This is a genomic window from Oceanobacillus luteolus, assembly GCF_023715655.1.
Taxonomy (GTDB): domain Bacteria; phylum Bacillota; class Bacilli; order Bacillales; family Amphibacillaceae; genus Oceanobacillus; species Oceanobacillus luteolus.
Genome location: NZ_JAMBON010000002.1, coordinates 127,276 through 142,925, shown reverse-complemented (window position 1 = coordinate 142,925; position 15,650 = coordinate 127,276). Strand labels below are relative to the sequence as shown.

The 15,650-nt window shown below is 38.4% G+C and carries 17 protein-coding genes and 1 riboswitch; of the genes, 2 read left to right on the top strand and 15 right to left on the bottom strand.

The window, feature by feature from the left end; all coding sequences use genetic code 11:
- Nucleotides 1-98: 98 nt before the first annotated feature.
- The 3 genes from M3210_RS03465 to M3210_RS03455 form a co-directional block, all read right to left on the bottom strand.
- Nucleotides 99-500, bottom strand: a complete 402-nt coding sequence (locus M3210_RS03465; RefSeq protein ID WP_251511529.1) for a KGG domain-containing protein — start codon at nucleotides 498-500, stop codon at nucleotides 99-101.
- A 141-nt stretch (nucleotides 501-641) separates the two neighbouring features.
- Complete coding sequence (locus M3210_RS03460) at nucleotides 642-797, bottom strand: hypothetical protein (RefSeq protein ID WP_251511528.1); 156 nt, start codon at nucleotides 795-797, stop codon at nucleotides 642-644.
- 21 nt (nucleotides 798-818) lie between these two features.
- Entirely contained in the window at nucleotides 819-2,081 is a 1,263-nt protein-coding gene (locus M3210_RS03455) for a hypothetical protein (protein WP_251511527.1), read from the bottom strand.
- Between the two features lie 152 nt (nucleotides 2,082-2,233).
- On the opposite strand from M3210_RS03455, the gene M3210_RS03450 reads away from it, so the two are divergent.
- Nucleotides 2,234-2,914: a DUF421 domain-containing protein gene (locus M3210_RS03450; RefSeq protein ID WP_251511526.1), complete on the top strand. Its 681-nt coding sequence runs from the start codon at nucleotides 2,234-2,236 to the stop codon at nucleotides 2,912-2,914.
- 72 nt (nucleotides 2,915-2,986) lie between these two features.
- On the opposite strand, the gene M3210_RS03445 is transcribed toward M3210_RS03450, so the two are convergent.
- From M3210_RS03445 to M3210_RS03390, 12 genes are all read right to left on the bottom strand, one after another.
- Nucleotides 2,987-3,205 carry a YuzK family famiily protein gene (locus M3210_RS03445; protein WP_251511520.1) on the bottom strand — a complete coding sequence of 73 codons (219 nt, stop codon included), beginning with the start codon at nucleotides 3,203-3,205 and terminating at the stop codon, nucleotides 2,987-2,989.
- 148 nt (nucleotides 3,206-3,353) lie between these two features.
- Nucleotides 3,354-4,226: a MetQ/NlpA family ABC transporter substrate-binding protein gene (locus tag M3210_RS03440; protein WP_251511517.1), complete on the bottom strand. Its 873-nt coding sequence runs from the start codon at nucleotides 4,224-4,226 to the stop codon at nucleotides 3,354-3,356.
- Between the two features lie 19 nt (nucleotides 4,227-4,245).
- Complete coding sequence (locus tag M3210_RS03435) at nucleotides 4,246-4,902, bottom strand: methionine ABC transporter permease (RefSeq protein WP_251511508.1); 657 nt, start codon at nucleotides 4,900-4,902, stop codon at nucleotides 4,246-4,248.
- Complete coding sequence (locus tag M3210_RS03430) at nucleotides 4,903-5,919, bottom strand: methionine ABC transporter ATP-binding protein (protein WP_251511505.1); 1,017 nt, start codon at nucleotides 5,917-5,919, stop codon at nucleotides 4,903-4,905.
- Nucleotides 5,920-6,075: 156 nt separating this feature from the next.
- Nucleotides 6,076-6,176, bottom strand: a riboswitch (SAM riboswitch).
- A 65-nt stretch (nucleotides 6,177-6,241) separates the two neighbouring features.
- Nucleotides 6,242-6,565, bottom strand: a complete 324-nt coding sequence (locus M3210_RS03425; RefSeq protein WP_349774308.1) for a thioredoxin family protein — start codon at nucleotides 6,563-6,565, stop codon at nucleotides 6,242-6,244.
- A gap of 78 nt (nucleotides 6,566-6,643) precedes the next feature.
- The gene (locus M3210_RS03420; protein ID WP_251511499.1) at nucleotides 6,644-7,006 is read right to left on the bottom strand and encodes a toprim domain-containing protein; all 363 of its coding nucleotides are present in this window, start codon (nucleotides 7,004-7,006) and stop codon (nucleotides 6,644-6,646) included.
- A gap of 153 nt (nucleotides 7,007-7,159) precedes the next feature.
- The gene (gene gcvH, locus M3210_RS03415) at nucleotides 7,160-7,546 is read right to left on the bottom strand and encodes a glycine cleavage system protein GcvH (protein ID WP_251511496.1); all 387 of its coding nucleotides are present in this window, start codon (nucleotides 7,544-7,546) and stop codon (nucleotides 7,160-7,162) included.
- Between the two features lie 249 nt (nucleotides 7,547-7,795).
- Nucleotides 7,796-8,155: an arsenate reductase family protein gene (locus M3210_RS03410; protein ID WP_251511494.1), complete on the bottom strand. Its 360-nt coding sequence runs from the start codon at nucleotides 8,153-8,155 to the stop codon at nucleotides 7,796-7,798.
- A gap of 209 nt (nucleotides 8,156-8,364) precedes the next feature.
- Nucleotides 8,365-8,835, bottom strand: coding sequence for an IS200/IS605 family transposase (gene tnpA / locus M3210_RS03405; RefSeq protein ID WP_251511490.1), 471 nt, complete (start codon nucleotides 8,833-8,835; stop codon nucleotides 8,365-8,367).
- 181 nt (nucleotides 8,836-9,016) lie between these two features.
- Nucleotides 9,017-10,801 carry an acyl-CoA dehydrogenase FadE gene (locus tag M3210_RS03400; RefSeq protein WP_251511487.1) on the bottom strand — a complete coding sequence of 595 codons (1,785 nt, stop codon included), beginning with the start codon at nucleotides 10,799-10,801 and terminating at the stop codon, nucleotides 9,017-9,019.
- A 26-nt stretch (nucleotides 10,802-10,827) separates the two neighbouring features.
- Nucleotides 10,828-12,006: an acetyl-CoA C-acetyltransferase gene (locus M3210_RS03395; protein ID WP_251511484.1), complete on the bottom strand. Its 1,179-nt coding sequence runs from the start codon at nucleotides 12,004-12,006 to the stop codon at nucleotides 10,828-10,830.
- Between the two features lie 19 nt (nucleotides 12,007-12,025).
- Nucleotides 12,026-14,413 carry a 3-hydroxyacyl-CoA dehydrogenase/enoyl-CoA hydratase family protein gene (locus tag M3210_RS03390; RefSeq protein WP_251511481.1) on the bottom strand — a complete coding sequence of 796 codons (2,388 nt, stop codon included), beginning with the start codon at nucleotides 14,411-14,413 and terminating at the stop codon, nucleotides 12,026-12,028.
- Nucleotides 14,414-14,719: 306 nt separating this feature from the next.
- On the opposite strand from M3210_RS03390, the gene M3210_RS03385 reads away from it, so the two are divergent.
- Nucleotides 14,720-15,646, top strand: coding sequence for a metal ABC transporter solute-binding protein, Zn/Mn family (locus M3210_RS03385; protein ID WP_251511478.1), 927 nt, complete (start codon nucleotides 14,720-14,722; stop codon nucleotides 15,644-15,646).
- Nucleotides 15,647-15,650: the final 4 nt, after the last annotated feature.

Below are 15,650 nucleotides of genomic sequence, written 5' to 3'. Positions count from 1 at the left end.
TCATTTAATCTCTAAAAATAAAATAAGCACAGCGATTCAACAAGTATGATCGAATCACTGTGCTTTTACTAGTTTAACTAGATTATTTTTCGAGTTGATTAGTTATTATTGTTGTTGTCACGTGAACGGGATCTTGCTTTGCCACCTTTTTCTCCAATTTCTTCATAGAACTCTTGGTCATGATTTCTGGAAGTGGCTTCCCCACCTTTACGCCCAATCTCTTCATAGAAGTCTTGATCATGGTTTTGTGAAGTTGTTTCTCCGCCTTTACGACCAATTTCTTCATAAAACTCTTGATCATGATTCTTTGAAGTTTGTTCTCCACCTTTTTGACCTATCTCTTGATAGAATTCTTGGTCATGGTTTCTGGAAGTGGCTTCTCCACCTTTTTGACCGATTTCTTCAAAGAATTCTTGATCGTGATTTCTTGCAGTAGCTTTGCCACCTTTTTCTCCTGCTTGCTGACGAGACATCTTACCATTATTGTTGTTTTTAGCCATTTGTAAAAACTCCTTTCATGATGTGATTATCTTGCCTTTCATTTATTGCTTTCCACATATAATAGAATTTCAAACATAAAACGAAAATAAATTTTCTAGATTTAATATTTTTAATAATACTTAAACTTGAATTTAAGGTCCTTATTGGCTATCTTTTTCCTTAAGTCTATCAAATACTTTCTCTGTAATGATTTCTTTCTCTTCTTTTTCTTGATTTTCCAATTCAAATTCCAATCGATCCTCGGGTGCTAAATGAAAATATCCTTCTTTTGTTGAATTTTTTTCCTTAGGAAACATATTCTTCTCCCCTTTCAAACTCTATAATCGCGAGTTGATTTGTGGATCAATATAACTTTTCCGCTTCTTCCAGACAAAGCCGTCTCCCTTAGTAATAACTGCGACATCAATAGGGGGACCGACGGATTCAGTTGCTCTTGTCACTCTTCTTTTAAACGTAGTTAATGACACGAGGGCTTCTGCCATATCTGCCAATTCTTCCTTAGGCAGGGAGCGTACTACCCCAAGCAGCGGCTCAACATAATTCTTTTCTTGATATTCCTTTACAGCAATTTCCATCGAATCATACACTTCTTTACCCATTTTCTGTAATTTAGTAACCTCTTCTTCGGTAAATTCAATTCGAAGATTTTTTTGAATCTGATCATGATAGTTTTTTATTACGCTAGAAATGATTCGGAACATCACATCTTCCATATTCGGCTCGATTCCTTTGATGAAGGAATCTACCATATCTCTTTGGGCAAAAGCTGTAATCGAGGCTGTCCCATCATCCTTGTCTGTCGTATAACTTATTTTTTTATCCTTTAATTTTTTATATTTCAACTGCCCAAACACAAATCCTTCCAGTCTATAGTTTAATAGCTGGGGGAATATTTCTTCATCACCGTATCCTCCAATAACAAATCCGGTACTTCCCACACTGAAATAATCCTTCACCGTTGCCTCATAAGCCAGTTCGTGAAGCTTTTCAATTAATTCATCAGGGATGTCATAACGAATCAACTCATCGATAACTTCATTTACAACAGAACTAAATCTTTCTTTAAAAGCTGCTTCTTCAAGTTCAATAAACCATTTCCTTTGCTTTCTATAGGATTGAATCATCCGACCTGCGCATGCATCTAGCCAGTTCGTTACACGTTCTGATGTTACGCCCTCTTCCATATGTTCTTTACTAGCCATTTTTTCTTCTACTTCTTTGACTAGACGTTTCAGATTATCCGAGAATATGCGATAAACAATTATTTCTTCAACTTCTTCATTTTTAAATCGAGCATCTTCATTCAAAAATCTTAAAAAGTCTTCCATATAATCATGGAGATGATTAAAAGTACGATCACATATCACTTCTCTATAGGATTTGATGATTACTTCCCATGGAACCTCCATGAAAGAAGCCGCTCCATATACCATAATTCCTATAGAATGCTTTTCCGATAGGGCGAATAACTTATTTGCTGTATTATAAACTTTTTGGATACCTTCTCTTCCACTTGTAATTGCACTATCAGCTGCCATGGCAATCCCATGTTTATTCAAGACTGCTACTTCTGCCGTCAATTCAACCCCTCCTTCATTGATATATCTATCACTTACCCTCGCTATTCAACATAAAAACTGCACATCTCAGCCAATTACTTAGTCTGTTAGATTAGATTCTTTTAAAAGGGGTACAGATTCTAGACAGAATACATTCTAGAGGTGAAGCAACTATGGAAACTTCAATAACAGTTAAAATTATTTGTGGTCTGCTCGCATTATTAGCCATTATCCGATTACTTGGTAAGAAAGAACTCTCACAGATTACTCCATTCGATTTTGTTTATCTTTTGATACTTGGGGGATTAGTGGAGGAATCGGTATATGATGATAAAGTTACAGTCTGGCAGGTTCTTTATTCTGTAACATTATGGGCTGTACTGATTTATAGTATCGAGAAGATTGTACAGCGTTTCGATAAGACCAGACCCGTCATTAAAGGAGAACCAACTATCATTATTAATGAGGGAGAGCTTGATATAGATGCTCTGCAAAAAAACGATTTGGAATCAGAACAACTGAGAACGATGTTAAGACAACAGGGTATATTTACAATCAGCGAAGTAAAATATGCCATATTAGAAACTAGTGGGCAATTAAGCGTCCTAAAGCATGAACAATCATCCCCGGTTACCGCTGATATGTTATCAATTAACCCTAAAGAAACATCGATTGCTCATTTAGTCATTGATGAAGGCAAAGTACAACACAAAGTTCTTGACATGATTGAAAAAGATGAGAACTGGCTGCGTACCCAATTAGGGAAATTAGGTTATGACGATATTAGTAAAATATATTACGCCGAATGGTCGGAAACGGATGGCTTTACGATTCACGGAGTTAAAAATGATTAATTTCGAAAATGAACAAAAAACACGGAACCCACTTTGGGACTCCGTGTTTTTCATTTGAAGATAACTTCCACTTCATCTATGCAGCTGACTATCCACTTCAGCGATAATCTGCTTCGATTCTTGATATTCTTTCTCACGTTTTAGTTCTACTTCCATCCGTTTAGACAGATTAGACTCATATTCAGCGATGCTCATCCTGTGATTTTTACTCATCGCTTTTTCCATATCTTCTGTGTAATTCATGTTATTATCGGAATTGATAATAAACCACTCCTTTAATGTGATAAACAAAATGTTAACACAGAACAATTCCCTGCACAAAGGTCGAATAAACCTGTATAGAGTGATTTTTACACGTACTTTACAATTCCCGTCAAAAAATAAAAGGAAGCATAAACATTTAAGCTCATGCTTCCTTATTCTTCGTAATACAGTGTTTTTAGTTATTTCCACCTACAGGAACTACTGCACCTTCATAAGTTTCAAGAATGAAGTTCTGAATTTCTTCAGATTGCAGGACATCCACTAACGTTTGAAGAGCAGGATCATCTTTGTCTTCTCCACGAACTGCAATGATGTTGACATATTCAGAGTTTTCATCTTCAATGAACAATGCATCATTCAATGGATTTAGACCAGCATCAATTGCATAGTTTGTGTTGATTGCAACCAATGCATCCGGCTCAGATTGATACATTTCTGGTAATAGCAATGGATCTACATCTGGTGAAAATGTGATGTTTTTAGGATTTTCTACGATATCTTCAATTGTTGCAGCTGATTTCTCAACATTTTCATCCAATTTGATAAGTCCTTGTTGTTCAAATAAGGATAAGATACGTCCATGGTCTGGAATCGAACGGCTGATGATCACTTCTTGTCCATCTTCAATATCATCAATGTTGGTGATGTTCTGAGAATATACACCCATTGGTTCGATATGAATACCATCAATATACTCTAGATCATACCCTGTATCTGCAACAGTCTGCTCTAGGAACGGGATATGCTGGAAGAAGTTTGCATCCAGTGCACCTGATTCCAAGTCTTCATTCGGCAAAACATAATCTTGGTATGTTTCAATAGTAATGTTAATGCCCTCTTCTTCTAACAAAGGTTTTGCTTCCTCTAGAATCTCAGCGTGTGGCGTACTTGATGCACCAATCACAAGTTCAACTGATTCTGATGAATCTTCTGTTGCGTTGTCTGCATCTTCCGCATCATTTGCAGTGTTTTCTTCATTTCCACCATTCCCGCAAGCTGCGAGTAGCAATACAAATAACAATACAAGTAAACCAAAAAGCTTTCTCATCGTTGTTTCTCTCCTTTATTTATCTTTTATCTATTTTATTGGTGATTAAATCTCCAATAAATTGGATAATAAATACAATGATCAGGATTAATACGGTACAAACAAATACAACATCGAAATCACGACGTTGGAAACCATAGAAATAAGCATAGTCTCCAAGACCGCCTGCTCCAATTACACCAGCCATTGCAGTATAACCAATCAAGGCTATCGCTGTAACAGTTAGTCCAGACACAAGTGCCGGTAAAGACTCAGGTATAATAACCTTGAAAATAATGGTCCTTGTTTTTGCACCGATTGATTTTGCGGCTTCAATTACACCCTTATCCACTTCACGAAAAGCTATCTCAACAAGACGAGCATAAAATGGTGCCGTACCGATAATCAAAGCAGGCAATGCAGCGCTCGGCCCTCGAATCGTTCCAATCAAGAAATTCGTAAAAGGGAAAAGTAATAAAATCAAAATAATGAATGGGATGGCACGGAATATATTAACAATTGCCGCGGTTATTATATGAATGAATTTATTTTCCCAAATTCCATCTTTTGACGTCAAAAACAATAATAATCCTAATAAAATTCCCAAAATCAGAGTACCGATCAATGCGATACCTGTCATATATAGTGTTTCATTAGTTGCTGTAATCAATTCATCTGTTTTTAAGTTACCAAACATTTAGATGACCTCCACTTCTACGGAGGTTTCACTCTGAATATATTTAATGGCACTTTCGATTTCCGAATCATTACCTGTCACTTGAACGAATAGTGTTCCGTAACTTCCTGTTTTCGTATTCGTAATCTTACCTTGTAATATATTGATATCAACCTCGTATCGCTTAGCGATCTGGCTGATCAATGCTTGGTTTGCTGATTCACCAATGAATTGCAGTTTGAGCAGTGTACCCTCCGAATTTGTTTCCATGATACTTGAAATATTTTCATCCTCATCATTGCCCATTGCCTGATGAACAAATTTTTTCGTAATCGGCTGTTGTGGATGAAGGAATACATCGAGAACATCACCAAGCTCGACAATTTTCCCGTTCTCCATTACAGCAACTCGATGACAAATTTTTCGGATTACTTGCATCTCATGGGTAATTAATATAATGGTCAGTCCCATTTTCTCATTAATATCTACAAGTAAATCCAAAATAGAATTTGTAGTTTCCGGATCAAGTGCAGATGTAGCTTCATCACAAAGTAAGAGTTTTGGTTTATTCGCTAATGCCCTCGCAATACCGACCCGTTGTTTTTGTCCACCACTTAACTGGGAAGGATAAGCATTTTCACGTCCGGTCAACCCGACGAGGTCGATAAGTTCCTGCACCCTTTTTTTCCGCTTTTCTTTACTTACTCCTGCGATTTCAAGAGGAAATGCAATGTTTTCTGCAACGGTCCTTGACCACAATAAGTTAAAGTGCTGAAAAATCATCCCGATATCCTGACGGGCGATTCGAAGTTCATTTTGATTAAGATTTGTTATTTCATTATCTTCAATGGTTATTGTGCCCGCTGACGGTTCTTCTAGTCGATTGATCAGACGGATAAAGGTACTCTTTCCCGCACCACTATAACCGATGACTCCAAAAATCTCACCATTATTGATGTCTATATCCACATGATCAACGGCAGTTATTTGCCGGTCTTTTGTAATAAATTCTTTCTTTAATCCCTTAATGGAAATCAATAGATTGTCTCCTTCCATACAGCTTACCACTTAAATACCGTCCCATTATTAAAAATGGAATACATCTATTTAGTATAAACATAATTACTCAATAAATTAAAAACGTCTTTCTGCTCGGAGAACAGAAAGACGCATAGTTGATTATCATCTCTTGTTCTCTCATCTATCAAAAAAATTTGCAGGAATTGGCACCTTTCAAATCCTTGAAGGTTGCCGCGGTTTCATAGGGCCAGTCCCTCCGCCGCTCGCGATAAGAGTAAAACTATTAAATTAGTATAAACGAATAATAGCATGAGGGGTCTTAAACTGTCAACAAAATGATTTATTTAAACATTTCTGGGCGATACTCATATAAATACCGATAAATATTTCCGGTTGAATAGAAGGTATAAATTTTTTCTTTCACTTCATTATTTTCTACAATCAATAAACACGGAACACTTTCGATTTTGTATTCATGCAAAAATGGCTCCTCGAAATTTGCGTTCATTTCAAGAAAAATTGTTTGGTTATGGATTTCTTCAATTTTCTCTAACATTGCTCGTGCAACCGTGCATGTCCCACAGAATGTTGAATAGATAAATAAAATATATGAATCATTTAATTGCTTTGATGTGATTTTTTGCATATTTTCACCTGTTAATATAAAGATTCATCACTTCACTTGAAGGGATAATCAGCCCTCCAAGTGAAACGATAGTTGAATTTATATCTTATCTTACAGTCAATTGTACTGCAAATAAAACGGTCTTACTGTAAAGTGTTTTGCCACAAGTAATGAAGCAAGTATTTTATATGGGGTGGTAGCCACTTCCCGATAATCTTTACTGATATAAATATGCTCGGCATGTGGCAGTTCCTTAGCTAGTTGTTTTCTAAGCCTCAGTCCTGATTTATCTTCATCAACAAAAATATATACATCATTTTCATCTAAATTATACATATCCAAAAGCTCATCAAACCGATTAATGCTTAAAGTGCCGTTCGTACAAATAATCGTTACATCTTCATTTAAAATTTCTTCAATTTTACGTTTATCCGACAACCCCTCCACAATAATCACTTTTTCGGTTTCGTGTGCAATCATCTCAAGACACTCCTTATCCCATCGAGTCATCTGCTGATTGTTATAGTATATGAAAAAGAGGAGGTCAACTATACTCTTCACCGCATAGTTAGGCCCCCTCTTTATTCCTAATCAGAAAGCATACAGGTTGAAGAGGCTTTATCGATAAAAAAATTAATCCTCTTCAATAATAGCTTTATATTCATCTGCTGTAAGCAGGTTGTCCCACTCACTTTCGTCATCCAATTCAACAACGATCATCCATGCGTTTTCGTATGGAGATTCATTAACGAGTTCTGGACTATCCTCCAGTTCTTCGTTCACTTCTACAACTTTACCACTTACCGGTGCATAAAGTTCAGAAACAGTTTTTACTGACTCGACACTTCCGAATGAATCGTCTGTTTGAACTTCATCATCCACTTCGGGCAATTCAACGAAGACAATATCTCCTAATTCGTCTTGTGCAAAATCTGTAATTCCAATACGTACTTTATTGTCGCCTTCTTTTTTAATCCACTCATGTTCTTTCGTATAGCGTAAATCGTTTGGCAAATTCATTGACCCTTCATCCTTTCAAGTTTCTATTGTCATACCTTAACTATACAATGGAATATTAATAAAATCTACTGCATCCAGCAATTTTTATAACGGATAAACGGTCTGGAACTCCTCAACTCCCAAATATTAGGAGAATTCAATATATTAATGTGAGGGATGAACAGACCGTAAATCCTTGATTCTATTCAACTGACATTCAGACGGGGTGGAAAAGAACCCCGCTGAATGAAGCTTGACATGATCAGTTACTTAGTTTTGCCAATGTTCTTCGTATAAGTCTTCTTTGAATCCCACAGTAACCGTTTCGCCGTCTACCGCTATTGGCCGTTTGATCAACATTCCATCAGAAGCCAGGAATTCAGCCATTTCTTCCGTTGATGCATCTTTAATTTTTTCCTTCATATTTAATTCACGATATTTCTTTCCACTCGTATTAAAGAATTTCTTCGCCGGAAGACCACTTTTCTCGATAATTTGCAAGATTTCTTCCTTCGATGGAGTATCCTCAACAATATGTATAGGTGTAAAATCAACGTTCTTTTCTTCTAACCATTTCTTTGCTTTTTTACATGTTCCACAATTTGGATACCAGTAAAATTTCATTGACATCTAAACCCAACTCCTTTCATAATCAACATCATTCTATCATAGAAGAAGTTGCAGAGACATCTATTTAATCCTCTATAATCAAAACCACCAGTGTGAACTGGTGGTTTGCTCTGCGGCTGAAAGCCTCTATTACCGGCCTCGGCCTAAAAGGCCCACTGAATGGGTTTCCCTTCTGCACCACACTTACTCACTGATTCTAAAAGAATCTCTTATCTTTTTTGATTTTTCTCTCCTGTAAATGGATCAAATTCCTCAAATAACGTTAATTGATCGCTCATATAGTCATCTTTAAGCTGATTTCTTATATATTCTTGAATTTGATTTTTATTTCGGCCCACTGTATCTACAAAGTAACCTCGACACCAGAATTTGCGGTTACCATATCTATACTTTAAATTCGCGTGACGATCAAAAATCATTAAACTACTTTTTCCTTTTAGATAACCCATGAATTGAGACACACTTAATTTAGGTGGAATACTTACCAGCATATGAATATGGTCTTTACATGCATTTGCCTCGTGTATCTCAACCCCCTTCCTTTCACAGAGCTCTCTTATAATTTGTCCGATACTTCTTTTATACTTACCGTAGATAATTTGTCTCCTGTATTTTGGTGCAAAAACAATGTGATACTTACATCTCCACTGCGTATGTGCTAAACTATTCTTGTCCTGCATGGGACGCGCCTCCTTCTTTGGTGAGATCTGGTGGTCGGGAAACCAACCATATTTTACCATGAAGGAGGCCTTTTTTGACCCCACGCTAGAAGCTCTACGGAACCCCCGGCGTAGCCGAGGGTTTTCGAAGACCATAAAAAATGTGCCCGGAGTCGATTCTCCGACTCCGAGCAAATATCCATCAAACAATATATTTTTCACTTTCTATGATCGACTTCGCTATCTCACGTTTCTTGGCAATAACATTTGTCGGATTATGTCTTGTTAATTTACGTAGCGCCGATAACATCATCCGCAGTGAGTCTCCTTCTTCCACGGCTATTAAAACTTCTTTTGCAGCCGCTTCAATTCTGTTGAATGCTTCTTGGACATAAACTTGTGTATATAGAAGTTTCTGCTCATTTTTTTCTAAGCCTGATTTACTGATTGCTTTTTCAGTACGGAGTACAGCTGATTCCATATTAAAAATTTCTCCGACCATATTCGCCAAATGAACGAGAACTTCCTGTTCTTTTTCAATCTTTTGCATGTATTTCTGTGCTGCAATTCCTGCTCCAAGTAGTGCAATTTTTTTGGAATTACGAACAAGATGTTTTTCTTGTTCTAATGGTTCGGATCCTACTTCCTCTGGCATCATCATCATGAGCTCTTCTTGTAGTCCTTGTGCTTTTTGCAGAAGCGGTAATTCACCTTTCAACGCCTTTTTCAATAACGTACCAGGAACGAGCAGTCGGTTGATCTCATTAGTTCCTTCAAAAATACGGTTAATCCGGGAATCGCGATAAATCCTTTCCACTTCGTATTCCTGCATAAACCCATATCCACCATGTAGCTGGACCGCTTCATCAGCTGTACGATCAAGCAGTTCTGTCGCCATGTATTTAGTGATGGAGCACTCGATTTGATATTCTGCAATAGCACGTGCAATTTCACGACCATCCTCAAGCTGCTCATCGGTCAATGCCCCCATACGCTGTTCAAACAATCCAACCGTACGATAGACTGCACTTTCGTTTGCATAAATTTCACTTGCCATTGTCGCCAGTTTAGACTGAGTAAGAGAGAAGCTGGAGATTGGCACATTGAATTGTTTACGTTCATTCACATATTTTGCTGATAGTTCCAATGCACGTTTGGAACCTCCAACTCCACCAACTGCCAGTTTATATCGACCTACGTTTAAGATGTTAAAGGCTATAATATGACCACGGCCTTTTTCACCTAATAGATTCTCAACTGGTACTTCAGCATCCTCCAGAATCAATGTACGGGTGGATGAGCTCTTTATCCCCATTTTTTGTTCTTCTACACCCGTCGATACCCCTGGGTAATCGCGTTCAACGATAAATGCCGTAAAATGCTCACCATCGATTTTGGCGTACACGATAAATACATCTGCAAAAGCAGAGTTCGTAATCCACTGTTTTTCTCCATTCAATATATAGTGAGTGCCTGCTTCATTAAGTTTTGCAGTCGTTTTTGCACCTAAAGCATCCGATCCTGAACCTGGTTCCGTCAGGGCATATGCTGCAAGCAAGTCACCTGTAGCAAGCTTCGGTAAGTACTTTTCCTTTTGCTCTTTGTTACCGAAGAATACAATAGGTAAAGAACCGATGCCTACATGTGCCCCATGAGTGACTGAAAAACCACCTGCACGTGACATTTTTTCCGTAATCAGTGATGAACTGATTTTGTCTAAACCAAGACCTCCGTATGCCTCGGGTACGTCTGCACCTAAGAGTCCTAGTTCTCCGGCTTTTTTCAGTAATTCAACGGAATAATCAAATTCGTGGTTTTCCAACTTGTCAACAAGAGGCAGTACTTCGTTAACGACATAGTCCTCTGTCGTTTTAGCAATCATCTTATGTTCGTCAGTAAGATCTTCTGGAGTTATAATGTCTTCTCCAGTTAATTCATCAATTAGGAAGGCACCACCCTTAAAAATTTTATCTTTTGTTTCACTCATGTTCATCTACCCCTTTTTTAGTATTATCATTGTACAAGCTCAAATACTCCTGCAGCTCCCATTCCACCACCAACACACATTGTCACTAATCCAAATTGTACGTTCCTTCTTTTCATTTCATAGGCCAAAGTCAAGGTCAATTTCGTTCCAGTCATTCCTAGAGGATGGCCTAGTGCGATTGCACCTCCATTTACATTGACAATGGAAGTATCCAAGTCCAACGCTTCAATGACACGCAGCGATTGGGAAGCAAATGCTTCATTTAATTCTATTAATCCAATGTCCGATAACTCTAAACCAGCAATTTTTAATGCCTTAGGAATTGCTTCCACCGGACCGACACCCATTATTTCTGGCTCCACCCCTGCCACAGCATAGGAACGGAACTTTAATAATGGTTGTAATCCTTCTGCCTTTGCTTTCTCATGCTCCATCAATAGTACGGTTCCAGCTCCATCACTCATTTGCGAGGAGTTTCCGGCTGTAACGGAACCTTTCACATGGAAAGCTGGTCTCAGTTTAGATAAAACTTCAACATTCGTGTCTTCCCGTACCCCTTCATCCATTTCAAAGCACTTTGTTTTTTCTATAATTTTATTATTTGGCCCAACTACTCGTTCCGTTAATTCTACAGGGACGATTTCATCATCAAATTTTCCTTCTCGAATTGCTTTAGCAGCACGCTCATGGCTTTGAGCTGCAAATGCATCCTGGTCAGCTCGAGATATATTGAAACGATTAGCAACTTCTTCGGCAGTGTGACCCATGCCCATATAATACCCAACCGCATCCTCAACCAGTTTCGGATTTGGCTTGATGACATGGCCACCCATTGGGATAAGACTCATAGATTCCGCCCCACCAGCGATGATTGTATCGCTCGCACCAACCATTATCCGTTCCGCTCCATATGCGATACTTTGCAAACCAGATGAACAGTAGCGATTGATCGTAATCCCTGGAACTTCTTTTGGAAGTCCGGCTAAACCGGCAATATTACGAGCCATATTCATCCCTTGTTCAGCTTCCGGCATGGCACAGCCGATTATCACATCATCAATATTGCCCGAGTAGTCACCCGCCCGTTTTAATGTCTCTTTTATCGTCATAGCAGCCAAGTCATCTGGCCTGGCATTTGCCAGACTACCTTTTTTCGCTTTACCTACAGGGGTTCTAGCTCCTGCAACAATTACTGCTTCTTTCACATTTTCTCCCCCTCTACTATTAATTACGTAACGGTTTACCTTTCATGAGCATATGCTGCATTCTTGCTTGAGTTTTCGGTTCCCCTATTAAACTCAAGAATGCTTCCCGCTCCAAGTCGAGCATCGTCTGCTCATCAATCACGGAACCCTCTTTGATTCTTCCACCTGATAAAACATAGGCTAGCTTCTCCGCTATTTTTACATCATATTCAGAAGCATATCCGCTTAATTGCAAGTTCTTTGCTCCCAATGCCATTGCCGCGTATCCAGCATCTCCGACAACAGGGATCATCTCCCTCGCTGGTGCCCGGTAACCAGCTTCAGCCAAACTTAATACTTTTTGCTTGGCATCGTAGATTAAGTGATCAGGATTTGCGCTGATAGCATCTCCTTGATCCAGGTACCCAAGTTCCATCGCTTCTTTTGCTGATGTGGAAACTTTTGCTGTAGCTACTTTTTCAAACACATCATTAGCAACTTTTGTCAGGTCAAAATCAACATCCTTTGGCATGTTTCTCAGTTGTTTAAGGTAAAGCTCTTTCGTTCCGCCCCCACCAGGTATGAGTCCAACACCAAATTCCACAAGTCCCATATAAGTCTCTGGTGATGCCTGAATTGCAGCAGCTGGTAGAGATACTTCAGCACCTCCACCTAAAGCCATATTGAACGGTGCGACAACAACTGGTTTATTTGCGTATTTAATATTCATCGTCATGTTTTGGAACTGACGGATGACCATATCGAGTTCATAAAAATTATCATCCTGTGCTTCCATCAGCATTAATGCCAGGTTTGCTCCGACACAGAAATTCTTGCCTTGGTTACCGATGACAAGCCCTTCATAATTCTTCTCCGCTTCTTCAATTGCCGTATTTACCATCTGCATAATATCAAGGCCAATTGCATTATTCGGTGAATGGAATTCTAATAAAAGGACGCCATCGCCAATATCTATTAAACTGGCACCAGTATTCTTCTTAATAACATTTTTGTCATTTTTATAGTGTCTTAGGTTTATTTCTTTCTCATTCGTCTTTAGCGGTTGAAAATCTGCGCCATCGTAAAATGTGATCGTATTATTTTCTTTAATGTAAAATGATTCATGGCCTTTCTCTATTAATTCCCACACCCATGCAGGAACTGTTTCTCCTTCATTCTCCATCCGCTTAGCCGCATTCTTTAAACCAATTGCATCCCATGTTTCAAATGGACCTAATTCCCAGCCAAAGCCCCATTTCATCGCTTGATCAATAGCAACAATGTCATCTGCAATCTCTCCAACAAGCTCTGCTGAGTATATTAGTACTGGTTTCAATAAGGACCATACTAGTTCTGCTGCTGGATCGCCTTCCACTGAAAGAAGCGCTTTCATTTTTCCGCGAGAACCTTTCGCTTGCTTCGCCATTTCAATAGCCGGTGTTTTTAATTTCTTACGCTCTCCATATTCCAATGTCTTTGGGTCTAGTTCATAAATAACTCCACCCTTTTTCTGATAGAATCCTTGCCCTGATTTGGAACCAAGCCAACCATTTTCAACCATTCTTATCATAAATTCTGGAGGGTCAAAAACTGCCTTTTCTTGCCCTTCCACTTGATCGTATACATTTTTAGCCACATGAAGGAACGTGTCGAGACCAACAACATCCAACGTTCGGAATGTGGCACTCTTTGGTCTTCCAATCAATGGGCCGGTAACCGAATCGACTTCTCCCACACTAAAGCCTTTTTCCAGCATTTCTCTAACAGTTACAAGTAACCCATACGTGCCGATACGGTTAGCAATAAAGTTTGGTGTATCTTTAGCTTCCACTACACCTTTTCCAAGCACATTCTCACCAAACTCCTTCATAAAGCTAAGAACCGAGCTGTCTGTATGCCTTGTTGGTATAACTTCCAATAGCTTCAAGTAGCGTGGAGGGTTAAAGAAATGAGTACCTAGAAAATGTTTCTTCATATCCTCACCGCAATCCTCAATCATCGCTTCAACCGAGATACCGGATGTATTGGAACTGACAATTGTACCCTCGCGGCGATGTTGATCCACTTTACTTAGTAATTGTTTTTTTATCTCCAAATTTTCAGTGACAACTTCAACTATCCAATCAGCTTCTGATAAACGGTCCATATCATCTTCAAAATTACCAGTTTCAATAAATTCCAGACTGTGCTTTGAAGTGATCGGTGAAGGTTTTTGCTTCAACAATGCTTGTTTTCCGCTATCGGCAAATTTGTTTCTGACGCTCTTGTCTTGTAACGTCAGCCCCTGTTTTTCTTCCTTTTCGCTTAATTTGTTTGGAACAATATCGAGCATTAAAACCGGAATACCGTTGTTCGCCAAGTGTGCTGCTATTCCAGAACCCATGACACCTGACCCTAAAACTGCAGCCCGCTTGATAGTCCGTTTCATGTTTTATCCCCCAATCCACTATTTGAATGAATGTTCATTCATTAATCTGTAAAAAAATAAGGTGACACCTTATTCAGTTATTTTAAGTATAAAATACTTTCAGATATTTCGCAATAAGTATGTCGAAAAAATTCTCCATTCTACACCGTACACAATTATATTTTTTTCTAAATCGTAATGATTATTATTTACAAATCGTAATGATTACGATATGATAGAAATTGATTTTATCATACACTTTGTTTTAATGCTTTATTTTATTAAATTTTATCATTTTATTCAATAGCACTTATCAGGAGGACTTACGTGAAAATTTTAAAAGGATTATTACTTATTTTATCAATTGCTCTCTTATTATCCGGTTGTGGAAATACAACAGGTAACAAAAATAATAAAGATATAATTTATACAACGATATATCCATTACAGTATTTAGTGAAAAATATTGCTGGTGATCTCGTTGATGTTCAATCGGTATACCCACCTGGGGTCGATGAACATACGTATGAACCAACGGCAAAAGATCTCACAGATATTGCGGAAGGAAAGGCATTCTTCTATATCGGTGCCGGCTTAGAAGCGCTGGCGTCTACAGCTGCGAACGCTTTGGAAAATCAGGATGTGAATCTAATTGAGATAGGCTCTCATCAAGAGCTCTTCCTACCTAGCGACCATGACCATGAGTCGGAAGATCATGATCATGAACACAGTGATTTTGATCCTCATATATGGCTTGACCCGATCCGCATGATAGAGATTGCGGAAATTGTGAAGGATGAGCTCGTTGAAATATACCCTGAAGAAGCAGAAAAGTTAAATGAAAATCTTGAAACAGTGCAAGCTGAACTTCAAGAACTTCATGAAGAATATGAACAAGTAATCACTCAAAAACAGAACAAGCAAATCCTTGTAACTCACGCTGCTTTCGGATATTGGGAAGACCGCTATGATTTGGAACAAATAGCGATTCATGGAATTTCCACAGAGAATGAGCCGTCACAAAAAGACTTGATCGCCATTGTTGACACTGCACAGGAGCACGGACTAGAATATATTATTTTTGAACAAAACGTAACAACACGGACATCTGAAGTCATCCAAAAGGAAATCGATGCAGAAGTTTTGATTATCCATAACCTGGCTGTACTTACTGATGAAGATATAGCTGAAAAGGAAGACTACCTCTCAATCATGAGAGAAAACTTACAAGTACTTGATAAGGCAATGGACTAATTTG

Coding starts and splice junctions, on each gene's coding strand:
- M3210_RS03435 (WP_251511508.1), bottom strand. CDS start 4,902: ATGTTTGGTAACTTAAAAACAGATGAATTGATTACAGCAACTAATGAA.
- M3210_RS03420 (WP_251511499.1), bottom strand. CDS start 7,006: ATGATTGCACACGAAACCGAAAAAGTGATTATTGTGGAGGGGTTGTCG.
- M3210_RS03400 (WP_251511487.1), bottom strand. CDS start 10,801: ATGAGTGAAACAAAAGATAAAATTTTTAAGGGTGGTGCCTTCCTAATT.
- M3210_RS03410 (WP_251511494.1), bottom strand. CDS start 8,155: ATGTCAATGAAATTTTACTGGTATCCAAATTGTGGAACATGTAAAAAA.
- gcvH (WP_251511496.1), bottom strand. CDS start 7,546: ATGAATTTGCCAAACGATTTACGCTATACGAAAGAACATGAGTGGATT.
- tnpA (WP_251511490.1), bottom strand. CDS start 8,835: ATGCAGGACAAGAATAGTTTAGCACATACGCAGTGGAGATGTAAGTAT.
- M3210_RS03465 (WP_251511529.1), bottom strand. CDS start 500: ATGGCTAAAAACAACAATAATGGTAAGATGTCTCGTCAGCAAGCAGGA.
- M3210_RS03390 (WP_251511481.1), bottom strand. CDS start 14,413: ATGAAACGGACTATCAAGCGGGCTGCAGTTTTAGGGTCAGGTGTCATG.
- M3210_RS03440 (WP_251511517.1), bottom strand. CDS start 4,226: ATGAGAAAGCTTTTTGGTTTACTTGTATTGTTATTTGTATTGCTACTC.
- M3210_RS03460 (WP_251511528.1), bottom strand. CDS start 797: ATGTTTCCTAAGGAAAAAAATTCAACAAAAGAAGGATATTTTCATTTA.
- M3210_RS03450 (WP_251511526.1), top strand. CDS start 2,234: ATGGAAACTTCAATAACAGTTAAAATTATTTGTGGTCTGCTCGCATTA.